Annotated in this window: 24 protein-coding genes and 1 pseudogene; 10 read left to right on the top strand and 15 right to left on the bottom strand. The window is 60.3% G+C overall.

The annotated features are described in order from the left end of the window. Positions 1 to 107 (bottom strand): transposase (locus BGI27_RS14755; RefSeq protein ID WP_141239833.1); only part of this gene is annotated, 107 nt, incomplete at its 3' end. 63 nt (positions 108 to 170) lie between these two features. Between BGI27_RS14755 and BGI27_RS14750 the strand changes: the two genes are divergently transcribed. Further along, entirely contained in the window at positions 171 to 1,100 is a 930-nt protein-coding gene (locus BGI27_RS14750) for an IS1595 family transposase (RefSeq protein WP_095525591.1), read from the top strand. A gap of 646 nt (positions 1,101 to 1,746) precedes the next feature. Here BGI27_RS14750 and BGI27_RS18225 read toward each other — a convergent pair. After that, complete coding sequence (locus BGI27_RS18225) at positions 1,747 to 1,953, bottom strand: hypothetical protein (protein ID WP_223871824.1); 207 nt, start codon at positions 1,951 to 1,953, stop codon at positions 1,747 to 1,749. Positions 1,954 to 2,023: 70 nt separating this feature from the next. On the opposite strand from BGI27_RS18225, the gene BGI27_RS14740 reads away from it, so the two are divergent. Both BGI27_RS14740 and BGI27_RS14735 read left to right on the top strand, forming a co-directional pair. After that, positions 2,024 to 2,233: a helix-turn-helix domain-containing protein gene (locus BGI27_RS14740; protein WP_095525590.1), complete on the top strand. Its 210-nt coding sequence runs from the start codon at positions 2,024 to 2,026 to the stop codon at positions 2,231 to 2,233. Between the two features lie 24 nt (positions 2,234 to 2,257). Next, complete coding sequence (locus BGI27_RS14735) at positions 2,258 to 2,662, top strand: hypothetical protein (protein WP_141239777.1); 405 nt, start codon at positions 2,258 to 2,260, stop codon at positions 2,660 to 2,662. Here the strand turns inward: BGI27_RS14735 and BGI27_RS14730 are convergent. From BGI27_RS14730 to BGI27_RS14720, 3 genes are all read right to left on the bottom strand, one after another. Further along, positions 2,623 to 2,991, bottom strand: coding sequence for a hypothetical protein (locus tag BGI27_RS14730; RefSeq protein WP_095525589.1), 369 nt, complete (start codon positions 2,989 to 2,991; stop codon positions 2,623 to 2,625). The two genes, BGI27_RS14735 and BGI27_RS14730, sit on opposite strands and share 40 nt — an antisense overlap. 166 nt (positions 2,992 to 3,157) lie before the next feature. Beyond that, positions 3,158 to 5,056, bottom strand: a complete 1,899-nt coding sequence (ftsH, locus tag BGI27_RS14725; protein ID WP_338140499.1) for an ATP-dependent zinc metalloprotease FtsH — start codon at positions 5,054 to 5,056, stop codon at positions 3,158 to 3,160. A 118-nt stretch (positions 5,057 to 5,174) separates the two neighbouring features. After that, positions 5,175 to 5,795, bottom strand: coding sequence for an RlmE family RNA methyltransferase (locus BGI27_RS14720; protein ID WP_170943061.1), 621 nt, complete (start codon positions 5,793 to 5,795; stop codon positions 5,175 to 5,177). A 40-nt stretch (positions 5,796 to 5,835) separates the two neighbouring features. On the opposite strand from BGI27_RS14720, the gene yhbY reads away from it, so the two are divergent. Beyond that, positions 5,836 to 6,309, top strand: coding sequence for a ribosome assembly RNA-binding protein YhbY (gene yhbY / locus BGI27_RS14715; RefSeq protein WP_095525588.1), 474 nt, complete (start codon positions 5,836 to 5,838; stop codon positions 6,307 to 6,309). A 58-nt stretch (positions 6,310 to 6,367) separates the two neighbouring features. Here the strand turns inward: yhbY and BGI27_RS14710 are convergent, their stop codons facing one another. The 10 genes from BGI27_RS14710 to BGI27_RS14665 form a co-directional block, all read right to left on the bottom strand. Further along, entirely contained in the window at positions 6,368 to 6,820 is a 453-nt protein-coding gene (locus tag BGI27_RS14710) for a DUF4149 domain-containing protein (protein WP_095525587.1), read from the bottom strand. Positions 6,821 to 6,822: 2 nt separating this feature from the next. Further along, entirely contained in the window at positions 6,823 to 7,299 is a 477-nt protein-coding gene (greA, locus tag BGI27_RS14705) for a transcription elongation factor GreA (RefSeq protein WP_095525586.1), read from the bottom strand. 5 nt (positions 7,300 to 7,304) lie between these two features. Continuing rightward, entirely contained in the window at positions 7,305 to 10,514 is a 3,210-nt protein-coding gene (carB, locus tag BGI27_RS14700; RefSeq protein WP_095525585.1) for a carbamoyl-phosphate synthase large subunit, read from the bottom strand. Positions 10,515 to 10,664: 150 nt separating this feature from the next. Next, entirely contained in the window at positions 10,665 to 11,813 is a 1,149-nt protein-coding gene (carA, locus tag BGI27_RS14695) for a glutamine-hydrolyzing carbamoyl-phosphate synthase small subunit (protein ID WP_223871823.1), read from the bottom strand. A 164-nt stretch (positions 11,814 to 11,977) separates the two neighbouring features. Next, positions 11,978 to 12,634 (bottom strand): adenylate kinase, encoded by a 657-nt coding sequence (adk, locus tag BGI27_RS14690; protein WP_095525583.1) that lies wholly within the window; start codon positions 12,632 to 12,634, stop codon positions 11,978 to 11,980. A gap of 10 nt (positions 12,635 to 12,644) precedes the next feature. After that, positions 12,645 to 13,433 (bottom strand): 3-deoxy-manno-octulosonate cytidylyltransferase, encoded by a 789-nt coding sequence (gene kdsB / locus BGI27_RS14685; protein ID WP_095525582.1) that lies wholly within the window; start codon positions 13,431 to 13,433, stop codon positions 12,645 to 12,647. After that, positions 13,430 to 13,606 carry a Trm112 family protein gene (locus BGI27_RS14680; RefSeq protein ID WP_095525581.1) on the bottom strand — a complete coding sequence of 59 codons (177 nt, stop codon included), beginning with the start codon at positions 13,604 to 13,606 and terminating at the stop codon, positions 13,430 to 13,432. The genes kdsB and BGI27_RS14680 overlap by 4 nt, the downstream gene beginning before the upstream one ends. Continuing rightward, complete coding sequence (lpxK, locus tag BGI27_RS14675; protein ID WP_095525580.1) at positions 13,587 to 14,585, bottom strand: tetraacyldisaccharide 4'-kinase; 999 nt, start codon at positions 14,583 to 14,585, stop codon at positions 13,587 to 13,589. Before lpxK ends, BGI27_RS14680 begins: the two co-directional genes overlap by 20 nt. An 18-nt stretch (positions 14,586 to 14,603) precedes the next feature. Beyond that, the gene (locus BGI27_RS14670) at positions 14,604 to 15,023 is read right to left on the bottom strand and encodes an ExbD/TolR family protein (protein ID WP_095525579.1); all 420 of its coding nucleotides are present in this window, start codon (positions 15,021 to 15,023) and stop codon (positions 14,604 to 14,606) included. Between the two features lie 10 nt (positions 15,024 to 15,033). Then, entirely contained in the window at positions 15,034 to 15,678 is a 645-nt protein-coding gene (locus tag BGI27_RS14665; RefSeq protein ID WP_095525578.1) for a MotA/TolQ/ExbB proton channel family protein, read from the bottom strand. A 359-nt stretch (positions 15,679 to 16,037) separates the two neighbouring features. Between BGI27_RS14665 and xseA the strand changes: the two are divergent. From xseA to BGI27_RS14635, 6 genes and pseudogenes are all read left to right on the top strand, one after another. After that, positions 16,038 to 17,278: pseudogene (gene xseA, locus BGI27_RS18915) on the top strand (exodeoxyribonuclease VII large subunit). Between the two features lie 110 nt (positions 17,279 to 17,388). Further along, positions 17,389 to 17,970, top strand: coding sequence for a superoxide dismutase (locus tag BGI27_RS14655; RefSeq protein ID WP_095525577.1), 582 nt, complete (start codon positions 17,389 to 17,391; stop codon positions 17,968 to 17,970). A 306-nt stretch (positions 17,971 to 18,276) separates the two neighbouring features. Beyond that, positions 18,277 to 18,804 (top strand): sigma-70 family RNA polymerase sigma factor, encoded by a 528-nt coding sequence (locus BGI27_RS14650; protein WP_095525576.1) that lies wholly within the window; start codon positions 18,277 to 18,279, stop codon positions 18,802 to 18,804. A gap of 4 nt (positions 18,805 to 18,808) precedes the next feature. Further along, positions 18,809 to 19,771: a FecR domain-containing protein gene (locus BGI27_RS14645; RefSeq protein WP_095525575.1), complete on the top strand. Its 963-nt coding sequence runs from the start codon at positions 18,809 to 18,811 to the stop codon at positions 19,769 to 19,771. A 95-nt stretch (positions 19,772 to 19,866) separates the two neighbouring features. After that, complete coding sequence (locus BGI27_RS14640; protein ID WP_170943060.1) at positions 19,867 to 22,029, top strand: TonB-dependent siderophore receptor; 2,163 nt, start codon at positions 19,867 to 19,869, stop codon at positions 22,027 to 22,029. Between the two features lie 41 nt (positions 22,030 to 22,070). After that, positions 22,071 to 22,177 (top strand): transposase (locus BGI27_RS14635; protein ID WP_141239830.1); only part of this gene is annotated, 107 nt, incomplete at its 3' end.

Genomic DNA, 22,177 nt, shown 5'->3' with positions numbered 1-22,177 from the left:
AGGTTTACATCCAGTCGCCCGGCAACGTCCGCAACGCTATGTCCGCGATCGGTCACTTGCTTGACCGCTTCAATCTTGAACTCTTCCGTGTATCGCTTGCTACTCATAGACACCTCCACTTGGTTGCCAGCTTAAGGCTTCGAAGTGTCTAGTGAACCGGGGGCGATTCAATTAGCGCCTACCAACTCATCAAGAAGTTTCCGGATGAAGAGAGCGCACGCGCGCACCTAGAGGCGCAGCGCTGGCCTGGCGGTGTTGCATGCCTTTTCTGCGGGTCTTCCGGGAAGATGTATTCGCAGACACGGAACGGCATAGGGGGCTACTACCGCTGTGCCGAGTGTTCCAAGACCTTCACTCTTCGCACCGGCACGATCTTCGAGCGCTCGCATGTGCCGCTCGATAAGTGGCTGTACGCGATCTATCTGGTCGTCACATCCCGCAAGGGGATCTCGTCTATGCAGCTATCGAAGGAGTTGGGCGTCACGCAGAAGACGGCGTGGTTCATGCTCCAGCGCATCCGCGAGGCCTGCGGCAATGACGATGACGACGACTCAACTGGCGGGGGCTTCCTGCGCGGGATCATCGAGGCCGACGAGACCTACATCGGCGGCAAAGAGATGAATAAGCACGAGCACAAGAAGCTCAATGCCGGGCGCGGCACGGTGGGCAAGACGATTGTGTTCGGCGTGCGCGAGCGCGGCGGGAAGGTCGTTGCCTGCGTGATTCCAAACACTGCCCTGAAGACGATCCAAGAGAAGTTGCGCACCCTCCTCGTGCCAGGATCAACGCTCTGCACTGACGAGCATTCATCGTACAAAGGCATGGCCGAGTTCGCCCACTTCGCGGTCAATCACAGCGCCAAGCAATTCGTCGATGGCATGGCTCACACCAACGGCATTGAGAGCGTCTGGGCGGTTCTCAAGCGCGGGTACTACGGCACCCATCACTGGTTCAGCGTCAAGCACCTGCAGCGCTATATCAACGAATTCGCCTTCCGCCTCAACGAAGGCAATGTGCGTACGCACACCATGGAGCGCATCAATGCGGCGCTCGGGAAGGCTGTGGGCGTGCGACTGACCTATTCCGCATTGACGGCTTGATCAACAAAAGAGGACGAAATGGACTTCACAAGCATCATCAATGACCTGTGTGATCCGACAACGCTGCAAACGATTGCCCCAGATATTCGGCACCGCCTGCTTTGGGCAATAACAAATTCGCTTCCACCGCCTACTGTGGAAGACGCTTCCATTCCAGTCCGCGATCTGCACCCCATAGATGTGCCGATTGAATACGCGAAGGACGATAGAACGGGCGAGTTACTGATACGTCACGCCTATTCGATTGGAGCACGACCGTCTTTGCCGGCACATCTCCATTGGCGTGAGACGCAAGTAACACCGGCTGCACAACGAGACCTACTTGCGATCTTTCAAGATTCAATTGCTGTTGACGAAGCAGCAGGACGTATCCCGCCCAAACCAGCAACCCGCCAATAGCATCGAGCAGTTTGTTGAACATAGCCTGTCCTTTCAGAAAGAGAGGACAGGCTATGTTTATCCGCCCGGCTAGATCATGCCCGGTTTCCGGATACTGTTACCTGGACCGATCAAGCGACATGGTTTGGGGGGTAGGAAGTGGGATGCCCAGAGCGGACGCCGCGAGAGAATTTTCGCCCTGGCTCCCAGCGAGCACATAGCCACGCTCAAGCAACTTACGGGTGTAGTACTTGTTATACATGAATGCCTAAGCCAAGCTGACAAAGAACGTTCCAAACCCAACGGTCACCAGTCCAATGATGAGCATGACGGCAAATGCTCCGAAGAACGTGATGAAGTCTCCCCTGAACAGCGCGGGCATAAAGCCAAAGAACAGCGTGGTCCACGAGAAGCCGTAGTACCCGTTCTTGATAAATCCAGTCTCCTTGTGCTGCAGCACAATTCGCGTTGCCATCCCTATTCTCCCTCAATGTCACGATTAGTAGGTTCTCGAATAGTGGACATTAGCACAGGCTTTGCGGCCTATGAAGCCGCTCCGCATCCTCTTCGGTCACCGCATTCGCGATCTCAGGCGAGCGGCCGGCTATAAGCAGGACGAGTTCGCTGACATTTGTGGTTTCGCGCGGTCGTATATGTCGCGCATAGAGACAGGCGGGGCAAACCCGTCACTGGACGCCATAGAGGTATTGGCGGTAGCGCTGAAAGTGGAAGTCCGCGACCTCTTCCCGGATTGAGTCGTCAATCGCTACCAAACGAAGATGATCAACCTTTTGAAAAGATTGATTGGCTATGACGGTAAGGATGTCTTAACGAATCCAGAAGACCCACCGACCATTGGCGGGATGGGCAACCTGCGGGATACGCACAAGGAGTACAACTGGATAGCGCGAGCCGCGCGAAGAGTCGTGCAGGCTGTAGATGGGTTGCCACTATTAGCGTGGAAGTTCATTGCCCTTCTTGCTGCGCTTTCCACCATTGTCCAAGGATATTTCGCCGCCTTCCCACGGCAGACTGGGGCCGGACAGCCCGCCGCGCCCGCAAGCTACGCCACACACCCAGGCGCTCAACAGAATCCAAAAGAGCCCCCAAGGGCCAAAGACGAAAGTCATTCGATATCCCTTTCTCAATCGGCGCTTTCCGCAGCGCCGGCCCAGAAAAAGTAGCCGCCGAAACGATGAAGCCGAACAACCCCACAGAATCTGATCAAGCAGCCACGCAAGCAAATAATGGCCGCGTCTTTGATGAAACTGAGATCGCTGTTGCGTGCTCTGAATGCGGCAGCAAGACGAACCGTAGCTTCCGGCAACTCAAGCAGGAAGGATTCTTCATCTGCGCCTGCGGAAGTTTTGTTGATGCGGAGCGGGAACGATCGAGGGTCATGGACCTTGAAGAAACAGCGAAACGTTTTCGGGAACTCAGATCGGACAAAGGCTAGTTCATCTAGGGTCGCTTCCGCCGCTTCCTTGGCCTGTCTTTCATGTTCGTTGAGCATGTTATGCCTCTCTGTTGAATGTCATTCCAGCCAAGCGACTAGACGCATCCATCATCTGAGAGGCCCCGGACGGGGGCGTCCGACACTTTCCGCTTTTCTTGCAAGTCAGGTATGTAAATCCAATAAAAAAGCCCCTTTCGGGGCTTTTTTATTGGCTCTGGCCTGCTCAAGCCACAGGTGCCGGAGCATTGGGTGCAGGGTCTGCACCATCGTCACCGCCACCAGCGCTTGGCATCGCGCCAGCGGGCACCTTGGGCGGACGTGGCTGCTTGCCCTCCATGATGTCGCGGATCTGATCGGCATCGATGGTTTCCCATTCAAGCAAGGCGCTAGTCATGGTTTCGACCTTGTCGCGATGCTCTTCCAGCAGATTCCTGGCCAGTGCGTACTGCTCGTCGATGATGCGGCGGATTTCCTTATCCACCTTCTGCATCGTGGCTTCCGAGACGTTCTTGTGCGTGGTCACCGAGCGGCCGAGAAAAACCTCGCCTTCGTTCTCGGCATACACCATCGGCCCCAGTTCCTCGGACATGCCGTAGCGCGTCACCATGTCACGTGCAATCGAGGTAGCCCGTTCGAAGTCATTCGAGGCTCCGGTGGAAACCTTGCCCACGAAGATTTCTTCAGCCACACGACCGCCAAAGAGCATGCTGATCTGCGCCAGCATCTGGTCCTGATACAGGCTGGTACGGTCGCGCTCGGGCAGCGACCAGGTCACGCCCAAGGCACGGCCACGCGGAATCACGGTCACCTTGTGCACCGGATCGCACCCCGGCAACAGCGAACCGATGATGGCGTGACCGGATTCGTGATAGGCCGTGGCCTTCTTCTCATCAGGCGAGATCACTATGGATTTGCGCTCGGCCCCCATGAAGATCTTGTCCTTGGCACGCTCGAAGTCGTCCATATCGACCAGGCGCTTGTTGCCACGCGCAGCAAACAGCGCAGCTTCGTTGACCAGGTTGGCAAGATCGGCACCAGCCATGCCGGGCGTGCCCCGCGCCAGGATGGCGGGATCGACGTCCGGCGCCACTGGCACCTTGCGCATGTGCACCTTGAGAATCTGCTCACGACCACGGATATCGGGCAAGGGCACGGTAACCTGGCGGTCAAAACGCCCCGGACGCAGCAACGCGGGGTCCAGCACATCCGGCCGGTTGGTAGCCGCGATCACGATCACACCAGAGCTGCCTTCAAAGCCATCCATCTCCACCAGCATCTGGTTCAGCGTCTGCTCGCGCTCGTCGTTGCCACCGCCCAGGCCAGCGCCACGCTGGCGGCCCACGGCATCGATTTCGTCGATGAAGATGATGCAGGGCGCATGCTTCTTGGCGTTCTCGAACATGTCACGCACCCGCGCCGCGCCCACACCGACGAACATCTCGACGAAATCCGAGCCCGAGATGCTGAAGAACGGAACCTTGGCCTCACCTGCAATGGCCTTGGCCAGCAAGGTCTTGCCGGTCCCGGGCGAGCCGACCATCAGCACACCCTTGGGAATACGCCCGCCCAGCTTCTGGAACTTGGAAAGGTCACGCAGGAACTCCACCAGCTCGCTGACTTCTTCCTTGGCTTCGTCGCAGCCGGCGACATCCGCAAAGGTGAGCGAATTGGCGGACTCATCCAGCATGCGCGCCTTACTCTTGCCGAAGGAAAAGGCACCGCCCTTGCCACCGCCCTGCATCTGGCGCATGAAGAAAACCCAGACACCGACGATTATCAGCACCGGCAATAGATTCAGGAAAGCGCTGAGCAGCCAGGAGGTTTCCTCCTTCTTCGCCGCCGAGACCTGCACGCCGTACTTCAGCAGATCGGAAACCATGAAGGGATCCTGGAAACCCGGTGTAGATACCACCAGTTCGCGTCCTTCCTGGGTATAGGCCTTGACCGTGGAACCATCGATCTCGGCACGCACGATGCGCCCGGCACGGGCCTCATCGAGGAAGCGAGAGTATTCCAGGGTGTTCTGTCGCTCCTGGCGGGCAGTGAAATGCCCCATGATCGAGTACATGACCACACCGATCACGAGCCAGATGGCGAGATTTCTGAGAAGGTTGTTGTTCAAGGCGACTCCTGATGTGCCCGGGGGAAGGGCAAAGAAGGCAAAACGTGATACTGGACCGATTCTAGGGATGAATGTTCCCACCCGCAAACAATTGCCACGATAGCAGCCCGCCCGCCGTTCAGGACTTGCGGTTGATACCTAGCAGATAGACTTCGGCACTGCGGTCCCTGGACGCCTCGGGTTTGCGCGAATGCACGGTGCGGAAGAGCTGCTGCATCTGAGCCCGGTACTCCATGAAACCCGCGCCCTGAAAAACCTTGATCAGCATGTTGCCACCCTCACGCAGATGATCGCGCGAAAACTCCAGCGCCAGCTCCGCCAGGCCCATCATCCGGCCATCGTCTACGACTGCGTTCCCGGACATATTGGGGGCCATATCGGAAAGTACAAGGTCCACCGCGCGACCAGCGAGCAGATGCTCGAATTCGGCAAGCACGCTCTCTTCGCGAAAGTCTCCTTGCAGGAAGGTGACATCGGGCAACTCATCCATCGGCAGGATGTCCAGTGCGAACAGTTCCCCGTCGGGCTTTAGCTTCGGTGCGGCCACCTGCGACCAGGAGCCCGGCGCTGATCCCAGGTCGACCACCACCATGCCGGGTTTGAGCAGTTTGTCCTTCTGATCGATCTCCAGCAGCTTGAAAGCCGCGCGTGCGCGGTAGCCCGCAGCCTTGGCTTTCTTCACCCAAGGGTCGTTGATATGTTCGTGCATCCAGGTCTTGCTGGTCTTGCTGGGCTTCATGGCACTACAATCCGGGTTTGTACAAAGGTTTCAAAAACATATGCAAGAACTCAGCCCTGCGCAGCGCCGCGAACTGCGCGCCCGCGCCCACCATCTGGATCCGGTCGTGAGCATCTCGGGCAACGGCCTCTCGGCCAATGTACTGAAAGAAATCGACCAGGCACTGAAGGCGCACGAACTGATCAAGATCCGCGTCTATGGCGATGATCGCGAGATTCGTGCAACTTACCTGGCCGAGATCTGCAAGCAACTCGATTGTGCCAGCGTACAGAGCATTGGCAAATTGCTGGTGGTCTTCCGCATCAACCCCGAGCTGCACCTCCAGCCCCTGCCTCGTACCCAACCCGCGCGTACCAACAAGAAAAAGGCTGGTGAAGCGAAAGCCGGTTTCAACCTGCGTCCTGGTCGCCCGACGACAACCAACGCACCGCGCAAGGCACTCACTGGCGCGCCGGCACCACGCTACCGCAAACCTGCTGCTGGCAGTGGCCGTGCTCGCAAGAGTGCCCGCTGAATCAGCGGTCGCACAAAAGCAAAAGGCCGGCTTTTCTTTTGGGGGAATCCGCTCCCAATCAACGTCTGATCAGCAGACTCACCAGACCGACCCCCAGCACGCTCTGGATCAGCCACAGCACACTGGCAATGCCGTGCCAGGTCGCAAAACGGCTACGCACCACACTGGCCATGACATCCCGCGCCAGCTCAGGGCGAAGACGCTCGATCACTGGCGTGACGCCGAAGTGGCCGATCAAGGTCAGCACAAGCATCAGCACGATGAGCCAGAACGCCAACAGACGAAAGGCACCCAGCCCTTCGCGGAAGAACTGGTAGATCAGGGCATAGACAGCACAGATGATTCCCACCCAGGCCACGATGGCGAACTGCCGCCCCGCCAGAACACCGGCGAAGCTGCGATCCACCACGTACTCGAACAACGTAGGCGCGGAGATGTAGCCGATGGCCCACAATGCCCCGACCCACAGTGTGATGGCGACGGCGTAGAGGGTATCGGCAAACCGGGACATGATCAGATGTAGCGGACGTCGATGATCTCGTATTCGCGCACGCCACCCGGCGCCTGTACTTCCACCACGTCACCGGCGACTTTGCCGATCAAGGCGCGGGCAATCGGCGAACTGACCGAAATCTTGCCCTGCTTGATGTCAGCCTCGTCCTCGCCGACGATCTGGTAGACCACGCGCGAACCGGCATCCAGATCCTCCAGATCCACCGTGGCGCCAAAAACACAGCGCCTATCGGCATCCAGCAGCGTCGGATCGATGATCTGAGCGGTCGACAGCTTTGCCTCGACCTCTGCGATACGGCCTTCAATGAAGCCCTGGCGTTCCTTGGCAGCGTCGTACTCGGCGTTTTCCGAGAGATCGCCGTGTGAACGTGCTTCGGCAATGGCTGCGATCACGCTGGGGCGATCCACGCTCTTGAGCCGCTGGAGTTCTTCGCGCAACAGTTCCGCGCCGCGCACGGTCAGGGGTGTCTTGATCATGGCAATCAGCTCAGTTGGGCGTGCAATTCCTGCAACGCGTAAGGTTCAAGATCATTGAGGTGGCGGATACCCATGCAGGCAGCGCGCGCACCCTCGATGGTGGTGAACAGCGTGACCTTGGCGGCCAGCGCGGAAGTACGGATGGAGCGTGAATCGGCGATAGCCTGACGTTTCTCTTCCACCGTGTTGATGATCAGGGAAATCTCGTTGTTCTTGATCATGTCGACGATGTGCGGGCGACCTTCCATGACCTTGTTCACCGCGTTGATGCCGCTCAACCCGGCCTCTTCCAGCGCCGTGGCGGTTCCCTTGGTGGCCACGACGCGAAAACCCAGATCCTGCAGCTCACGGGCGACATCCACAGCCTTGACGCGGTCAGTCTGCTTGACGCTGATGAACACCGTGCCCGAGGACGGCAGGCGTGTACCGGCCGCCAGCTGGCTCTTCACGAAGGCTTCGGCGAAGGTCTTGCCCACGCCCATGACCTCGCCGGTGGATTTCATCTCCGGTCCGAGAATGGTGTCCACACCCGGGAACTTGTTGAACGGGAAAACGGCTTCCTTGACGGAGTAATACGGTGGTACCACTTCACCCGTGACCCCTTGCTCGGCGAGGCTCTGCCCCGCCATGCAGCGCGCGGCGATCTTCGCCAGCGGCAGCGAGCAGGCCTTGGAGACGAAGGGCACGGTACGCGAGGCACGTGGATTCACTTCCAGCACATACACAGTTTCACCCTGGATGGCGAACTGCACGTTCATCAGACCGACAACGTTCAACGCACGCGCCATGGCTTCGGTCTGGCGGCGCAGCTCGTCCTGCAGCGCCTTCGACAGGGTGTAGGGCGGCAGCGAGCAGGCCGAGTCACCGGAGTGCACGCCTGCCTGCTCGATGTGCTGCATGATGCCGCCGATGATCACCTGCTTGCCGTCGGAGAGCGCATCCACGTCGATTTCCGTGGCGTCGTTCAGGAAACGGTCGAGCAGCACCGGCGAATCGTTGGAAACCTTGATCGCCTCGCGCATGTAGCGCTCCAGATCCTTCTGCTCGTGCACGATTTCCATCGCGCGACCGCCCAGCACATAGCTCGGGCGCACCACCAGCGGATAGCCGATCTCTGCGGCCAGCCGGATTGCATCGGCCTCATTGCGTGCGGTGCGGTTGGGCGGCTGTTGCAGGCCCAGATCCTGCAACAGCTTCTGGAAGCGCTCGCGGTCTTCGGCCGCGTCGATCATGTCCGGACTGGTACCAATGATGGGCACGCCATTGGCTTCCAGCTCGCGGGCACGCTTGAGCGGGGTCTGACCGCCGAATTGCACGATCACGCCGACCGGCTTCTCGACGGCGACGATCTCCAGGATGTCTTCCAGCGTCAGCGGCTCGAAATACAGGCGATCCGAGGTGTCGTAGTCGGTCGACACGGTTTCCGGATTGCAGTTGACCATGATGGTCTCGTAACCATCCTCGCGCATGGCAAGTGCTGCGTGCACACAGCAATAGTCGAACTCGATGCCCTGACCGATACGGTTCGGGCCACCGCCGAGCACCATGATCTTCTTCTTGTCGGACGGCAGCGCCTCGCACTCCTCGTCATACGAGGAATACATGTAGGCCGTGCTGGAGGCGAACTCGGCAGCACAGGTATCTACGCGCTTGTAGACCGGGCGCACGCCCTGCGCATGGCGGTACAGCCGCACGGAAGTCTCATCCGTTCCCAGCAGCTTGGCCAGGCGACGATCGGAAAACCCCTTGCGCTTGAGCACACGTAATGCAGCGGCATCGAAGCTCTTCAGCGAACGGCCGGCGAGGTTCTTCTCGGTCAGCACGAGGTCTTCGATCTGCGCCAGGAACCACGGGTCGATCTTGGTCAGCGCATGCACCTCGTCGCGGCTCATGCCTTCGCGGAAGCCCTGCCCCACATACCAGATGCGCTCCGCACCCGGATTGGCAAGCTCGCGCTCCAGTTCCTCGCGATCGCACTCGACCTCGTCGAGACCGTACACGCTGACTTCCAGGCCACGCAATGCTTTCTGGAAGGATTCCTGGAAGGTACGGCCCATGGCCATCACCTCACCTACGGACTTCATCTGCGTGGTCAGGCGATCCGGCGCCTGCGGGAACTTCTCAAAGGCAAAACGCGGCACCTTGGTCACGATGTAATCGATCGAAGGCTCGAAGGAGGCTGGCGTGGCGCCACCGGTGATGTCGTTTTTCAGTTCGTCCAGCGTGAAGCCCACGGCCAGCTTGGCCGCGACCTTGGCGATCGGGAAACCGGTGGCCTTGGAAGCCAGTGCCGAGGAGCGCGACACGCGCGGGTTCATCTCGATGACAATCAGGCGGCCATCCTTCGGATTCACGGCGAACTGCACGTTGGAGCCGCCGGTGTCCACGCCGATCTCGCGCAGTACCGCCACGGCGGCATTACGCATGATCTGGTATTCCTTGTCGGTCAGCGTCTGAGCCGGCGCGATGGTGATCGAGTCACCGGTGTGCACGCCCATCGGGTCCAAGTTCTCGATGGAGCAGACGATGATGCAGTTGTCGGCGCGATCGCGCACGACCTCCATCTCGAACTCCTTCCAGCCCAGCAGCGACTCTTCGATCAGCAGCTCATTGGTGGGAGAAAGATCCAGCCCGCGCGTGCAGATCTCGACGAACTCCTCGATGTTGTAGGCGATGCCACCGCCAGTGCCGCCCATCGTGAAGCTCGGCCGGATGATCGCCGGAAAACCCAGCTTGGCCTGAACTGCCATGGCTTCTTCCATGGAGTGCGCAATGCCGGAGCGCGCGGATTCGAGACCGATCTTGGTCATCGCATCCTTGAACTTGAGACGATCCTCGGCCTTGTCGATGGCCTCGGGCGTGGCACCGATCAGCTCGACCTTGTATTTGTCGAGCACGCCGTTGCGCCACAGGTCCAGCGCGGCATTCAGCGCAGTCTGGCCGCCCATGGTAGGCAGTACGGCATCCGGCCGCTCCTTCTCGATGATGCGCTCGAGCACCTGCCAGGTGATCGGCTCGATGTAAGTCACGTCCGCCATGTTCGGGTCGGTCATGATCGTGGCCGGATTGCTGTTGACCAGGATGACCTTGTAACCCTCGTCGCGCAGGGCCTTGCAGGCCTGGGCGCCGGAATAGTCGAACTCGCAGGCCTGGCCGATGATGATCGGGCCGGCACCGATGATGAGGATGGACTGGATGTCTGTGCGTTTGGGCATTTTTAACCGGGAAGGGGGAAGGCGGAAGGGGGAGAGGAAAACCTGCCCGCCAGCCGGACCATCAACCTCTTCACTTCTCCATGAAACTGAATTCTTCTATCTGGACAGCGCGATGAAGGGGGAACCCTTCCCCCTTCACCCTTTATCTCTTCACTGCTGCTTTCCGGCCATCAGACCGATGAACCGGTCGAACAGGTAGGCCACGTCATGCGGGCCAGGGCTGGCTTCGGGGTGCCCCTGGAAACACAGTGCCGGGCGGTCGGCCCATACAAGCCCCTGCAGACTGCCATCGAACAACGACACGTGCGAGGGACGCACATTGGCCGGCAGCGTCTTTTCATCTACGGCAAAACCGTGGTTCTGACTGGTGATCAGTACGCGGCCTGTGTCCAGATCCTTGACCGGATGATTGGCACCGTGGTGGCCGAACTTCATCTTGAGCGTCTTGGCACCCGCGGCCAGCCCCATGATCTGGTGGCCCAGACAGATGCCGAATACCGGCAACTTGCGCTCGAGAAATTCGCGCACAGCAGCGATGGCGTAATCACAGGGCTCCGGATCGCCGGGACCGTTGGAGAGGAAAACGCCATCCGGATTGAGCTTGAGCACTTCCTCGGCGGAAGTCTGTGCCGGCACCACGGTGAGCTTGCAGCCACGCTCGGCCAGCATGTGCAGGATGTTGCGCTTGACGCCGAAATCGTAGGCCACGACGTGATAGCGGGCAGCTGGCTGCTCGACATAACCCTTGCCCAATTGCCATTCGCCCGAGGTCCAGGAATAAGCTTCACGGGTGCTCACCACCTTCGCCAAATCCATGCCCGCCAGCCCGGGGAAAGCCCGCGCTTCGGCAATCGCCGCTTCGGCATCCAGTTCCTTGACGCTGGCAGCGGTCACCAGACAACCGGCCTGAGCGCCCTTTTCGCGCAGGATGCGAGTGAGCTTGCGGGTATCGATGCCCGCGATACCGACCACATTCTCGGCCTTCATGTAGGCATCTAGAGTCTGCTCGGAGCGGAAGTTGGAGACCAGTAACGGCAGGTCGCGGATGACCAGACCGGCGGCATAGATGCGATCGGCTTCGCAGTCTTCGCGGTTGGCGCCAACGTTGCCGATGTGCGGATGCGTCAGCGTGACGATCTGACGGGTGTAGGACGGATCCGTGAGGATTTCCTGATAGCCGGTGATCGCGGTATTGAACACCACCTCACCGACACTCTTGCCCACGGCACCGATGCCCTGCCCCTGGAAAACTGTTCCGTCTGCCAGGGCCAAAATGGCGTAAAGGGGGGACTCCGTCACGATCGATCGCTCCTGAATTCTGTGTATGGCTTCTATTAAGGGAAGCCTGACGTGAAAACGACGTGAAAAACGGGACTCGCCCGATTGGAGACGAGTCCCGCTTGAATTACCGGCATTGTAGCCGAAAGCCCCTTGCCGGGCAACGCACCGGCATGGTGCGGCGCTCAGGGTTTGAGTGCAGCCATCACCCGTGCTGTGATCTCTTCCACGCTCCCCAGCCCGCTGATTCGGGCGTAACGAGGAGCACCTGTCGCGCCGGTTTCAGCCCAGCCGCTGTAATAGCTGACCAGTGGCTTGGTCTGCGCGTGATACACATCCAGACGCTTCTTCACCACCTCTTCCTTGTCGTCATCACGCTGGATGAGGTCTTCACCCGTCTCGTCATCCTTGCCCGCAGCCTTGGGGGGATTGAATTTCACGTGATAGGTACGCCCCGAAGCGGCATGCACGCGGCGGCCACTCATGCGTTCGATGATCTCGGCATCCGGCACATCGATCTCCAGCACCACATCCAACGCCACGCCGGAATCCTTGAGCGCATCAGCTTGCGGAATAGTGCGCGGAAAGCCGTCGAACATGTAGCCATTGGCGCAGTCCGGCTGCGCCAAACGCTCTTTCACCAGACCGATGATGATGTCGTCGGAAACCAGTTGTCCGGCATCCATCACGGCCTTGGCAGCCAGCCCCAGCGGGGTGCCGGCCTTGACCGCCGCGCGCAGCATGTCACCAGTGGAAATCTGCGGAATGCCGAACTGCTCGGCGATGAACTTGGCCTGGGTGCCTTTGCCGGCTCCCGGCGGCCCCAACAGAATCAGACGCATGTGCTCTCCTTTATTGATGGTCTGCGGCGAACAAGGCTCGCACACGTGCGAGATCCTCGGGGGTATCGATTCCAGCGGGCGGCGCCTCATCCAGAACTTCGACGCGAATCTGGTAGCCGTGCCACAAGGCACGCAACTGCTCCAGCAGCTCGACCTGCTCGGTCGGTGCTGGAGAAAGTGACGCGAATGCCGTCAGGAAACCTGCACGATAGGCATACAGGCCCACATGGCGCAGCGGACGAAAATCCGCCGGCAGATCTGTGCCAGCCTGCAAGAAGCCCTTCTGCGCCAGCTCACGTGGGAATGGAATGGGGGCACGGGAAAAGTAGTGCGCATGGCCATTGGCCTGGCAGACTACTTTCACGGCAGCGGGATTGAGGAATTCATCGACACTGGAGAGCGGATGGGCGGCCGTGGCGATCTCGGCATTCACATCGGCAGCCAGCGCACCTGCCACACGAGCCACCAGCAACGGATCGATAAGGGGTTCATCCCCCTGCACGTTGACCACGATGTCACCCGGTTGCCAGCCAAGAACTTTCACGACTTCGGCCAGTCGGTCCGTTCCGGTAGGATGATCCGGGCGCGTCATCAGCACCTTGCCCCCGGCCGCCTCCACGGCATCGCGCACCGCATCGTGATCCGTGGCCACCCAGACCTCTTCGGCGCCAGAGGCCAGTGCCCGCTCCATTACCCGGACCACCATGGGTTTGCCCGCAATGTCCGCCAACGGTTTGCCGGGCAGACGTGTTGACGCATAGCGTGCCGGCACCACTACCTTGAAACGGGGAGTGCTCATGCGGCACCGTCCGTGAGCTCGCGTGCCTCATCGGCCAGCATCACGGGAATGCCATCCTTGACCGGATAGGCGAGGCGGCAGGGCTTGCAGACCAGTTCCAGCGCCGCACGGTGATACACCAGTGGCCCTTTGCAGACAGGGCACACCAGGATTTCAAGTAGTTTCGGATCCATGCAGACGCTCCAGCAGACAATCGAGCGCACCGTCATCGATGCGCGCCCGCACTGGCAGGACCCAAGTGTCCGCCGGCGCGAAAGCGGCGCATTTTACTGCATCCTTCTCGGTCAACAACAAAGCCTGCCCGACTTCCACAGCAAGATCACCGGCAGTGAAGACATGATGATCGGGATAGGCATCGCATCGCTCCGGCTGCAGTCCCAATGTGTGCAGGGTTTCGAAGAAACGCTGCGGATGCCCGATCCCCGCCAGTGCGCGCAAGCGTTTACCACCCAGATCGATGCTGTCACAGCGCTGTGCTGGATCATGCAGACGGTAGAACTCGCGCGCTTCCAGCAGCATCTGCGCATGCGGCACCATCGGCAGACGGCGCTCCAGCGTCGCGCTGACCACGCCATTGCAGATCAGCAGATGCGCATCGCGCAGACGCGATAGAGGCTCGCGCAACGGCCCTGCCGGCAATGGCCAACAATTTCCGAGCATGGCCTCGTCGACCACCACGATCTCGATATCGCGGGCCAGCCGGTAATGCTGCAATCCATCGTCAGTCACCAGGATGTCGACGCCCGGGTGTGCGGCCAGCAAGGCTCTGCCCGTTTCCACCCGATCGTGCCCTACCCACATCGGGCAACCGCAACGGCGCGCGATCAGCACGGCTTCGTCGCCGACCTCCGCCGCCGAACTCCGCGGCGTCACCATGCGCGGAACTGCCGCATCGCCACCGTATCCACGCGAGATCACTGCCGGACGCAGGCCCCGGGAGCGCAAGGCCTCGACCAGCCAGATAACCACAGGCGTCTTGCCACTGCCGCCCACGGCGATGTTACCCACCACGATCACGGGGACATCCAGCGCCTTCGGCTTGATGAAGCGACGGCGCAGGAAGCTCAGGAACAGGAACAGCGCAGCAAGTGGCAGCAGCAGCCAGGCCCGGCAGCCACGACTGCTCCACCAACGGGGACGTTCAAGCCGCACGGGATGACCTCGCTACGCTCAGTTCTTCGACTGGGAGGCGAAGGAGACATTCGGCAGCCCCGCCTTCTGCGCGGCCTGCATCACATCGAAAACGCTCTGAAAATTGGCCTTGGCGTCTCCGTTGATGACCACCAGCGGCACAGCACCACCTTCCGGCGCAGCACGGCGCAAGGCTTCCACCAGCGCACCGGGCTCGCGTGAAGCGAGTGCATTGCGATTCACCAGGATGTCGCCGGACGCGGTCACGGTGACGTTGATCTCGTTGTTCTGCGTTTCCGACGGTGTTCCGTCGCTGGTCGGCAGGTTGATCTCCAGCCCGGAAAATCGCGAATAGGTGGTGGTCAGCATCAGGAAGATGATGATCACCAGCAGCACGTCGATCAGCGGGATCAGATTGATCTCCAGCGTCTCCTTGCTCTGGCCGCGGCGGAAATTCATCGCGGATTCCTTACTTACCGGCGCCAGACGAACTGGATGCGCCGCGCCGTTCGCTGTGCAGAACCTCCACCATACGCACGGCCTGCTGCTCCATGTCGACCACGATGCTGTCAACCAGCGCACGAAAATGACGATAGGCGATCAACGCAGGGATTGCGATCAGCAGACCAAAGCCCGTGTTGTAAAGCGCGATGGAAATGCCGTGCGCCAGTTGCTGCGGATCGGTACCGCCACCACCACCGGGGTCGGCTGCCGCAAAGATCTCGATCATGCCGACGACGGTACCGAACAGCCCCATCAATGGCGCCACCGTGGCGATGGTGCCCAAGGTGGTGAGGTAGCGCTCGAGTTCGTGGGCCACTGCACGCCCCGCCTCTTCGATGGACTCCTTCATGACCTCCCGGGTGGCCCGCATATTGCGCAGACCGGCCGCCAGCACCCGCCCCAAAGGAGAATGCGCCTGCAAGCGGGCAACCAGTTCCTCGCTGGCACCACCCTTGCGCAGATCGACAAGCAATTTGTCTAGCAGGCCTGGAGGTACGATGGCATTGCGCCGCAGCGAAATGCCGCGCTCGATGATCAGCGCGAGCGCCACCACGGAAGCCAGCAGCAAGGGATAGATCGGCCAACCGGCACCACGAATGATCTCCAGCACGGGAGCGTCTCCTGAGTTCCTCGACAAGCCCAAGACTTTATCGCCTTGGCCGGATACAGGGCAAGCACGCAGCCCCCTCCCCCACCGACCTTCCAGCGGAAACCCTGTCTACGCGTGCCTTGAGCCGAAATCCACAAAAACTGTGGATAACTTTGTGGGCAGCCCAGGGACGAAGCCGCTAAGTGGGCCGCCAGTAAAGGTTTTTTTCAATTCGGGCAAAAATTAAGCTAGAGTTTCATATTCATTAAAAATCAAAGACTTGAAAAAGAAATTAGTTGTCAAGCCCTGTCTGCTTGCGGCAAACCCAGTCGTGGTGGGGCTGCCGGGGCAGCCGTGTGGATTGAGCTAGAATTCAAGCCATGTCCAGCCTGCCCCGATCCGTAGATCCGCTCTCAGCACGGGTCTCCAGCGTGTCCGAGTTCGTCCTACAGATCCGTCGCCTGGTTGAAGGAAACATCCCGCTTGGCTGGATCGGCGGCGAGATATCCAACCTGACCCGGGCAGCTTCCGGCCACCTGTATTTCACCCTCAAGGATGAGCGTGCCCAGATCCGCTGTGCGATGTGGCGCACCCGCGCTCAACTGCTCGCCTTCCGCCCGCAGGAAGGGCAGCGTGTCGAGATAAGAGCCCAGGCCACGGTCTATGAAGCGCGCGGCGATCTGCAGCTTTCCGTGGAGCAGATACGGCCGGCCGGACCGGGCAATCTCTACGAAGCCTTCCTGCGTCTGAAGGCACGCCTCGAGACAGAGGGATTATTCGATGCGGATCGCAAACACTCGCTTCCCGCTCTGCCCCGGGGCGTCGGCATCATCACCTCTCCTGCAGCCGCCGCGTTGCGGGATGTGCTGGCCAGCCTGCGCCGCAGGGCTCCGGCGCTGCCAGTGGTGCTCTATCCCTGTCCCGTGCAGGGGGAGGAGGCAGGACCGCGGATCGCACAGACGATCCTGGAGTCGGTTGTGCTGTCCCTGTGGTCTCCGGCGTCGGCCACGAGACCGATGTCACGCTGGCCGATTTCGCCGCCGATCTGCGTGCTGCCACCCCCACGGCTGCCGCAGAAATGGTTTCGGCGGGCTGGCTGGCGGCCGGGCAGCAACTCCCCCACCTTGCACGCGCGCTGAACCTTGGACTGGATCGTCGCCTGCAGACAGCCTGGCAGCGTTGTGACGAGTTGCAGCGTCGCCTGCTCCATCCACGAACCCGCCTTGCCCGCAGCCAGGAGCGCTGGGAAAACCTGGCGCATCGCCTGCGCCGAGCCGGCATGCAGCAATTGCAGACACGCCACCTGCATCTGCAGGGGCTGGCACCACGCCTGCATAACGCACGCCCGGATACCGGATCACTGGCGCAAAGACTCGAACAGATCCAGGCAAGGCTGCAATTGCGACAACAGCAGAAACTACAGCGCTGGCAAGAGCGTCTGGACGAACTGGGCAGTCATCTGGAACACCTCAACCCGGATGCAGTCCTGCGCCGGGGCTATGCGGTCGTCCGCGATGCGCAAGGTCGTATCGTGCGGCAGGCCACGACACAGGCCGAAGGCGAAGCACTGGATATCCGGCTCGCGGAGGGTGAATTGCGAGTGATCGTGACGAAAGCATGAAACCCTCGCCTATAGACTCAATTGATTCCACCTATTGGTCTATGCTTACGAAATCCGGGTAGCCTTGCGCCCTGCCCCACCCGATAAACCCAACCACAAAGGAGAACAACATGGCTCACACCCTGCCCCCCCTGCCGTATGCCAAGAACGCTCTGGTACCGCATCTTTCGGAGGAAACCTTCGAGTACCACTACGGCAAGCACCATCAGGCTTACGTGACCAACCTGAACAACCTGATCCCGGGCACCGAGTTCGAAAACGCCGGCCTGGAAGACATCGTCAAGAAGAGCACCGGTGGCATTTACAACAATGCCGCACAGATCTGGAACCACACTTTCTTCTGGAGCTGCCTGAAGCCCAGCGGCGGCGGCGCTCCCTCCGGTGCGCTGGCGGCCGCCATTAATGCCAAGTGGGGCAGCTTCGATGCCTTCAAGGAAGCCTTCACCAAGAGTGCCGTGGGCAATTTCGGTTCAGGCTGGACCTGGCTGGTGAAAAAAGCTGACGGTTCGGTGGACATCGTGAACATGGGGCCGGCCGGCACTCCGCTGACCACTGGCGACAAGCCGCTGCTGACGATCGACGTGTGGGAACATGCCTACTACATCGATTATCGCAATGCCCGCCCGAAATTCGTCGAGACTTTCCTCACTCACCTCGTGAACTGGTCTTTCGCGGAAGCCAACTTCGCCTGACCTGGTCACCGCGTGCTGACCTGCCTGAATCAGGCCGGCACCTGCGATCGCAATTGTTGCTCCGTTTGATCGCAGCAAAGCAGACGCCCGATGAACCTCATCGGGCGTTTTCATGTTCAGCGACAAATACAGCCTTTACCGGTCGAAAAACAAAAACGCAGGTCAGGACGAGTCAAGACTCGCATTCCTGGAAAAATTGACGTCAACCATCAAACTTAGAATAATGCGAACCATTCTCAACAACTGACACGAGCCGTGCTGCGGTTTCCCCTTGGGGCCGGCCAGCCTGCCCACCCGGAGACTCCCTTGAGCACGACAGCACCCACGGACTCCCTCGCCGCGCTCTACGCCGACAACCATAGCTGGCTGCAAGCCTGGCTACGCAAGAAACTCAACTGCTCGCACCGGGCCGCCGACCTGACTCAGGACACCTTTCTGCGCCTGCTCGTGTCCGGGCGGCTGCCGGAACCGGAATTCTCGCGTGCTTATCTGACCCAGATCGCCAAAGGGCTGATGGTGGACCAGTTCCGCCGCCGACAGATCGAACTGGCCTATCTGGATGCGCTGGCACAATTGCCCGAAGTACAGGCTCCATCGCCGGAAACCCAGGCATTGGTCATCGAAACCCTGAGTTTCCTCGACACGGCCCTCAATCGCCTGCCGGTGCCGGTGCGCGAAACCTTCCTCCTCTCCCAGTTCGACGGCCTGACCTACCGCACCATTGCCGAACGCCTGGGCATAGCTCCGGCCACCGTGCGCAAATACATGCTCAGAGCCACGTTGGCCTGTTACGCAGCACTCGAAGAAACTTCCCAAAAACCCAAGCACCTGTAAGCCCATGCCACAGAAAGCCGGCAGCATCGACCCCATCCTGTACCAGGCGCTGGAATGGCAAGTTACTTTCTGGTCCGGGAAAGCCAGTGCCGACGAGAAGGCCGCTTTCCAGGCCTGGCTGGCCAGTGCCCCGACGCACCGCGATGCCTGGCATAAAGTTCAGGCCCTGCATGGTCGCATGGCAGATCTACCCGACAAACTCGGTGCTCAGGTATTACGCAACGCGCCCATCCGGCAAGGGCGCCGACGCGTGCTCGGAGCCCTGCTCTGGCTGGCCGGCGGCAGCCTTGCCATCGGCACCGCACGCCAAACACCGCAATGGCATCTGGCTCTGGCAGACCATGCCACTCGCATCGGCGAACGTCGGCAGATCCTGCTCAGTGACGGCACCCGTATCGACCTCAACAGTGCCAGTGCGGTCGATGTTCGTTATGACGAAGAAACCCGCCACGTCACCTTGCGCAAGGGCGAAATCCTGATCAGTACGGCACCAGACAACACCACCGTCAAACGCCCTTTCCTGGTCGCCACGGCCCGGGGCGAGATCCAGGCCCTGGGCACCCGCTTTCGTGTCCAGGAAGATGGCTCGCAGATTCGCGTGGCCGTCTTCGAAGGTGCTGTTGCCCTGCGTCCGGCAGAAGGCAAAGAAGTCCGACTCGAGGCTGGCGAACAGGCGCGCTTCGATCGTCGTCAGATAATCGCCGAAGGCTTGGCTGACACCGACGCCACCGCCTGGATCCGAGGTCAGCTGATCGCAGAACACCAGCGTTTGGCCGACTTTCTCACCCAGCTCGCCCGCTATCGCTCTGGCCTGCTGCGTTGCGACCCGGCGGTGGCCGATCTGCCGATCTCCGGCGTCTTCCCGCTCGACGATACTGATCGCGTACTTGCCGCGTTGAGCGAAGCCCTGCCGGTGCAGGTCAACAGGATCACGCCCTATTGGGTCACGATCGCCCCACTCCCATAAAACGGCAATCAGCCATAGCACTTTTTTCTTTTCGCTCGGGAAGGTCAATGAAGCCCTGTTTTACCGGGCACGACAACCTGATGAAAAGGAAAACCATGACCTGTTCCACTCCCCCGCTCTTCCGGCATACGCCCGTCGCGCTGGCCATTCTCGCAGCCGGATCGCTCCTTGGCCCCACACCCGGAAACGCCCAGGCACAGACCATTCAAAGTGCCCGCCACTACGAGATTCCAGCCGGCCCGCTGGATCAAGCCCTCAATCGCTTTGCCGCCGAAGCCGGCATCCTGCTCACCATCGATGCCAGCCTCACTGCCGGCAAACAGAGCACGGGCCTGAAAGGTGATACCAGCCCCGCTGCCGGCTTGCAGAAACTCCTTCAAGGTACCGGGCTGGAGGCTGTCCCGGGGAACAACGGCTGGCAGCTGCGCCGTGCACCAGTGCCAGTGTCCGGCGAGACCACGCTGGCGCCAGTGACCGTTTCCGCACAGGTCGAGCGCAACGGAGTCACGGAAGGCAGTGGCAGCTACACTGCCACCGGCCCGAGCACCACAGCCACAGGGCTTGCCCTGACGCTCCGCGAAACACCGCAATCCATCAGCGTCCTCACACGCCAGCAGATTGAAGACCAGAACCTGACCACGCTGGGTGAAGCCGCCAAATACGTCACGGGCATCTCTGCAAGCAGTTCCGACAGTGATCGCACCGATCTCTACTCTCGCGGTTTCTATATCGACAGCTATCAGTACGACGGCGTACCTGCTGCTGCCCTCAACGACTTCTTCGGCACCTCCACGATCGATCCGATTCTCTATGACCGCATCGAAGTCGTACGTGGAGCCACTGGGCTACTGACAGGGGCTGGCAATCCGGGCGCATCGGTCAACCTCATACGAAAGCGCGCAAGCAGCAAAAAGTTCACCGGTTCCGCGTCCTTGGGCTTGGGTTCGTGGAATGACCGACGGGCCACGGTCGATATTTCCACGCCACTGACAGAGGGCGGCCGCATCCGTGCCCGAGTGGCTGCCATGGCGGAAGAGCGCGATTCGCACCTGGACCGCTATCACGCAAACAACCGTGCCTTGCTGGCCACGGTCGAGGCCGATCTTGCCCCCTCCACCACGCTCCGGATCGGTTGGGAGCATCAGTCCAAGCGCCCCGATGGCGTAACCTGGGGCGGGCTGCCGATGGTCTATACGGATGGCACGGCAACCCAATGGCGCCGCTCGTTCAGCATCGGCACCGATTGGACCTATTGGGATACCACCAACGACACAGTGTATGCAGGACTCGAACATCAGTTCGACAATGACTGGTCGCTCAGGGCCCACGTCAGCCGCCTCGAAAGCGATTACGAATCCAAGTTGCTTTACTTGCTGCGCCAGCCGGATAGCAACGGTGAAGGATTGGGTGCCTATCCCAACTTCTCTCGCCAATCGATCACGCAGGACAGTGCCAATGTGCAGGCCACGGGACCATTCGAGTTGCTTGGCCAACAACACGAGGCCGTGGTCGGCCTGACGAACAGTGAGTCGCGCTACATCTACGGCAACTACGCTTACACGGCGAGTGCCATCGGCGACATCTTCCAGTGGGACGGCTCCTATCCAGAGCCTGTCTGGGGAGACTTTAGGCCTCTGGGTGACGACCGTACCCGGCAAAGTGCGCTCTACGGCGCATTGCGCCTATCCTTGGCCGACTCTCTGAAACTCATCGCGGGAGGCCGCCAGAGTCGTTGGAAGATGACGGGCCTCACGACCGTACGCGAACACAAGCAGTTCACGCCTTATGCAGGCCTGATCTATGACCTCGACCCCGTCTACACGGCTTATGCAAGCTACACCGATATCTTTCAGCCACAGGACTACCGCGACACAAGTGGTGCCTACCTGGCCCCGGTGATCGGCAAGAACTACGAAGCCGGCGTCAAGGCCGCATACCTCGGCGGGCAGCTCAATACCTCGCTGGCCGTGTTCCGGGTCGAACAGGACAACGTGGCGGTGCTTGACGGTGACAACCTCGTGGCCGGCACCACGACCAATGCTTATCGCGCGACCAAGGGTGCGACCAGTAAAGGCTTCGAGGTGGAAGTCACGGGAGCGCTGACCAAAGGATGGCAAGTAGCAAGCGGCTTCTCGCGCACCATTGCCTCGGATGCCGCAGGGGAACGTCTTTACCCCAGGCGTTCGGACAATCAATGGCACCTGTTCAATTCGTACCGTCTGCCGGGAACGTGGAGTGAATCGCCCCCGGTTCACTAGACACTTCGAAGCCTTAAGCTGGCAACCAAGTGGAGGTGTCTATGAGTAGCAAGCGATACACGGAAGAGTTCAAGATTGAAGCGGTCAAGCAAGTGACCGATCGCGGACATAGCGTTGCGGACGTTGCCGGGCGACTGGATGTGAGCAT

The organism is Candidatus Dactylopiibacterium carminicum, assembly GCF_014736495.1.
Classification (GTDB): Bacteria; Pseudomonadota; Gammaproteobacteria; order Burkholderiales; family Rhodocyclaceae; genus Uliginosibacterium; species Uliginosibacterium carminicum.
Note: the sequence above shows the minus strand (reverse complement) of the source record. Positions and strands in the feature narration are given on the sequence as shown.

Excerpts from the sequence above, each read along its gene's own strand:
- BGI27_RS14730 (WP_095525589.1), bottom strand. The coding sequence starts at position 2,991 with ATGCTCAACGAACATGAAAGACAGGCCAAGGAAGCGGCGGAAGCGACC.
- BGI27_RS18225 (WP_223871824.1), bottom strand. The coding sequence starts at position 1,953 with ATGGCAACGCGAATTGTGCTGCAGCACAAGGAGACTGGATTTATCAAG.
- BGI27_RS14720 (WP_170943061.1), bottom strand. The coding sequence starts at position 5,795 with ATGAAGCCCAGCAAGACCAGCAAGACCTGGATGCACGAACATATCAAC.
- carB (WP_095525585.1), bottom strand. The coding sequence starts at position 10,514 with ATGCCCAAACGCACAGACATCCAGTCCATCCTCATCATCGGTGCCGGC.
- BGI27_RS14645 (WP_095525575.1), top strand. The coding sequence starts at position 18,809 with ATGCCACAGAAAGCCGGCAGCATCGACCCCATCCTGTACCAGGCGCTG.
- BGI27_RS14680 (WP_095525581.1), bottom strand. The coding sequence starts at position 13,606 with ATGGATCCGAAACTACTTGAAATCCTGGTGTGCCCTGTCTGCAAAGGG.
- BGI27_RS14640 (WP_170943060.1), top strand. The coding sequence starts at position 19,867 with ATGACCTGTTCCACTCCCCCGCTCTTCCGGCATACGCCCGTCGCGCTG.
- adk (WP_095525583.1), bottom strand. The coding sequence starts at position 12,634 with ATGCGTCTGATTCTGTTGGGGCCGCCGGGAGCCGGCAAAGGCACCCAG.
- BGI27_RS14655 (WP_095525577.1), top strand. The coding sequence starts at position 17,389 with ATGGCTCACACCCTGCCCCCCCTGCCGTATGCCAAGAACGCTCTGGTA.
- yhbY (WP_095525588.1), top strand. The coding sequence starts at position 5,836 with ATGCAAGAACTCAGCCCTGCGCAGCGCCGCGAACTGCGCGCCCGCGCC.
- BGI27_RS14710 (WP_095525587.1), bottom strand. The coding sequence starts at position 6,820 with ATGTCCCGGTTTGCCGATACCCTCTACGCCGTCGCCATCACACTGTGG.
- kdsB (WP_095525582.1), bottom strand. The coding sequence starts at position 13,433 with ATGAGCACTCCCCGTTTCAAGGTAGTGGTGCCGGCACGCTATGCGTCA.
- BGI27_RS14735 (WP_141239777.1), top strand. The coding sequence starts at position 2,258 with ATGATCAACCTTTTGAAAAGATTGATTGGCTATGACGGTAAGGATGTC.
- greA (WP_095525586.1), bottom strand. The coding sequence starts at position 7,299 with ATGATCAAGACACCCCTGACCGTGCGCGGCGCGGAACTGTTGCGCGAA.
- BGI27_RS14740 (WP_095525590.1), top strand. The coding sequence starts at position 2,024 with ATGAAGCCGCTCCGCATCCTCTTCGGTCACCGCATTCGCGATCTCAGG.
- BGI27_RS14670 (WP_095525579.1), bottom strand. The coding sequence starts at position 15,023 with ATGAATTTCCGCCGCGGCCAGAGCAAGGAGACGCTGGAGATCAATCTG.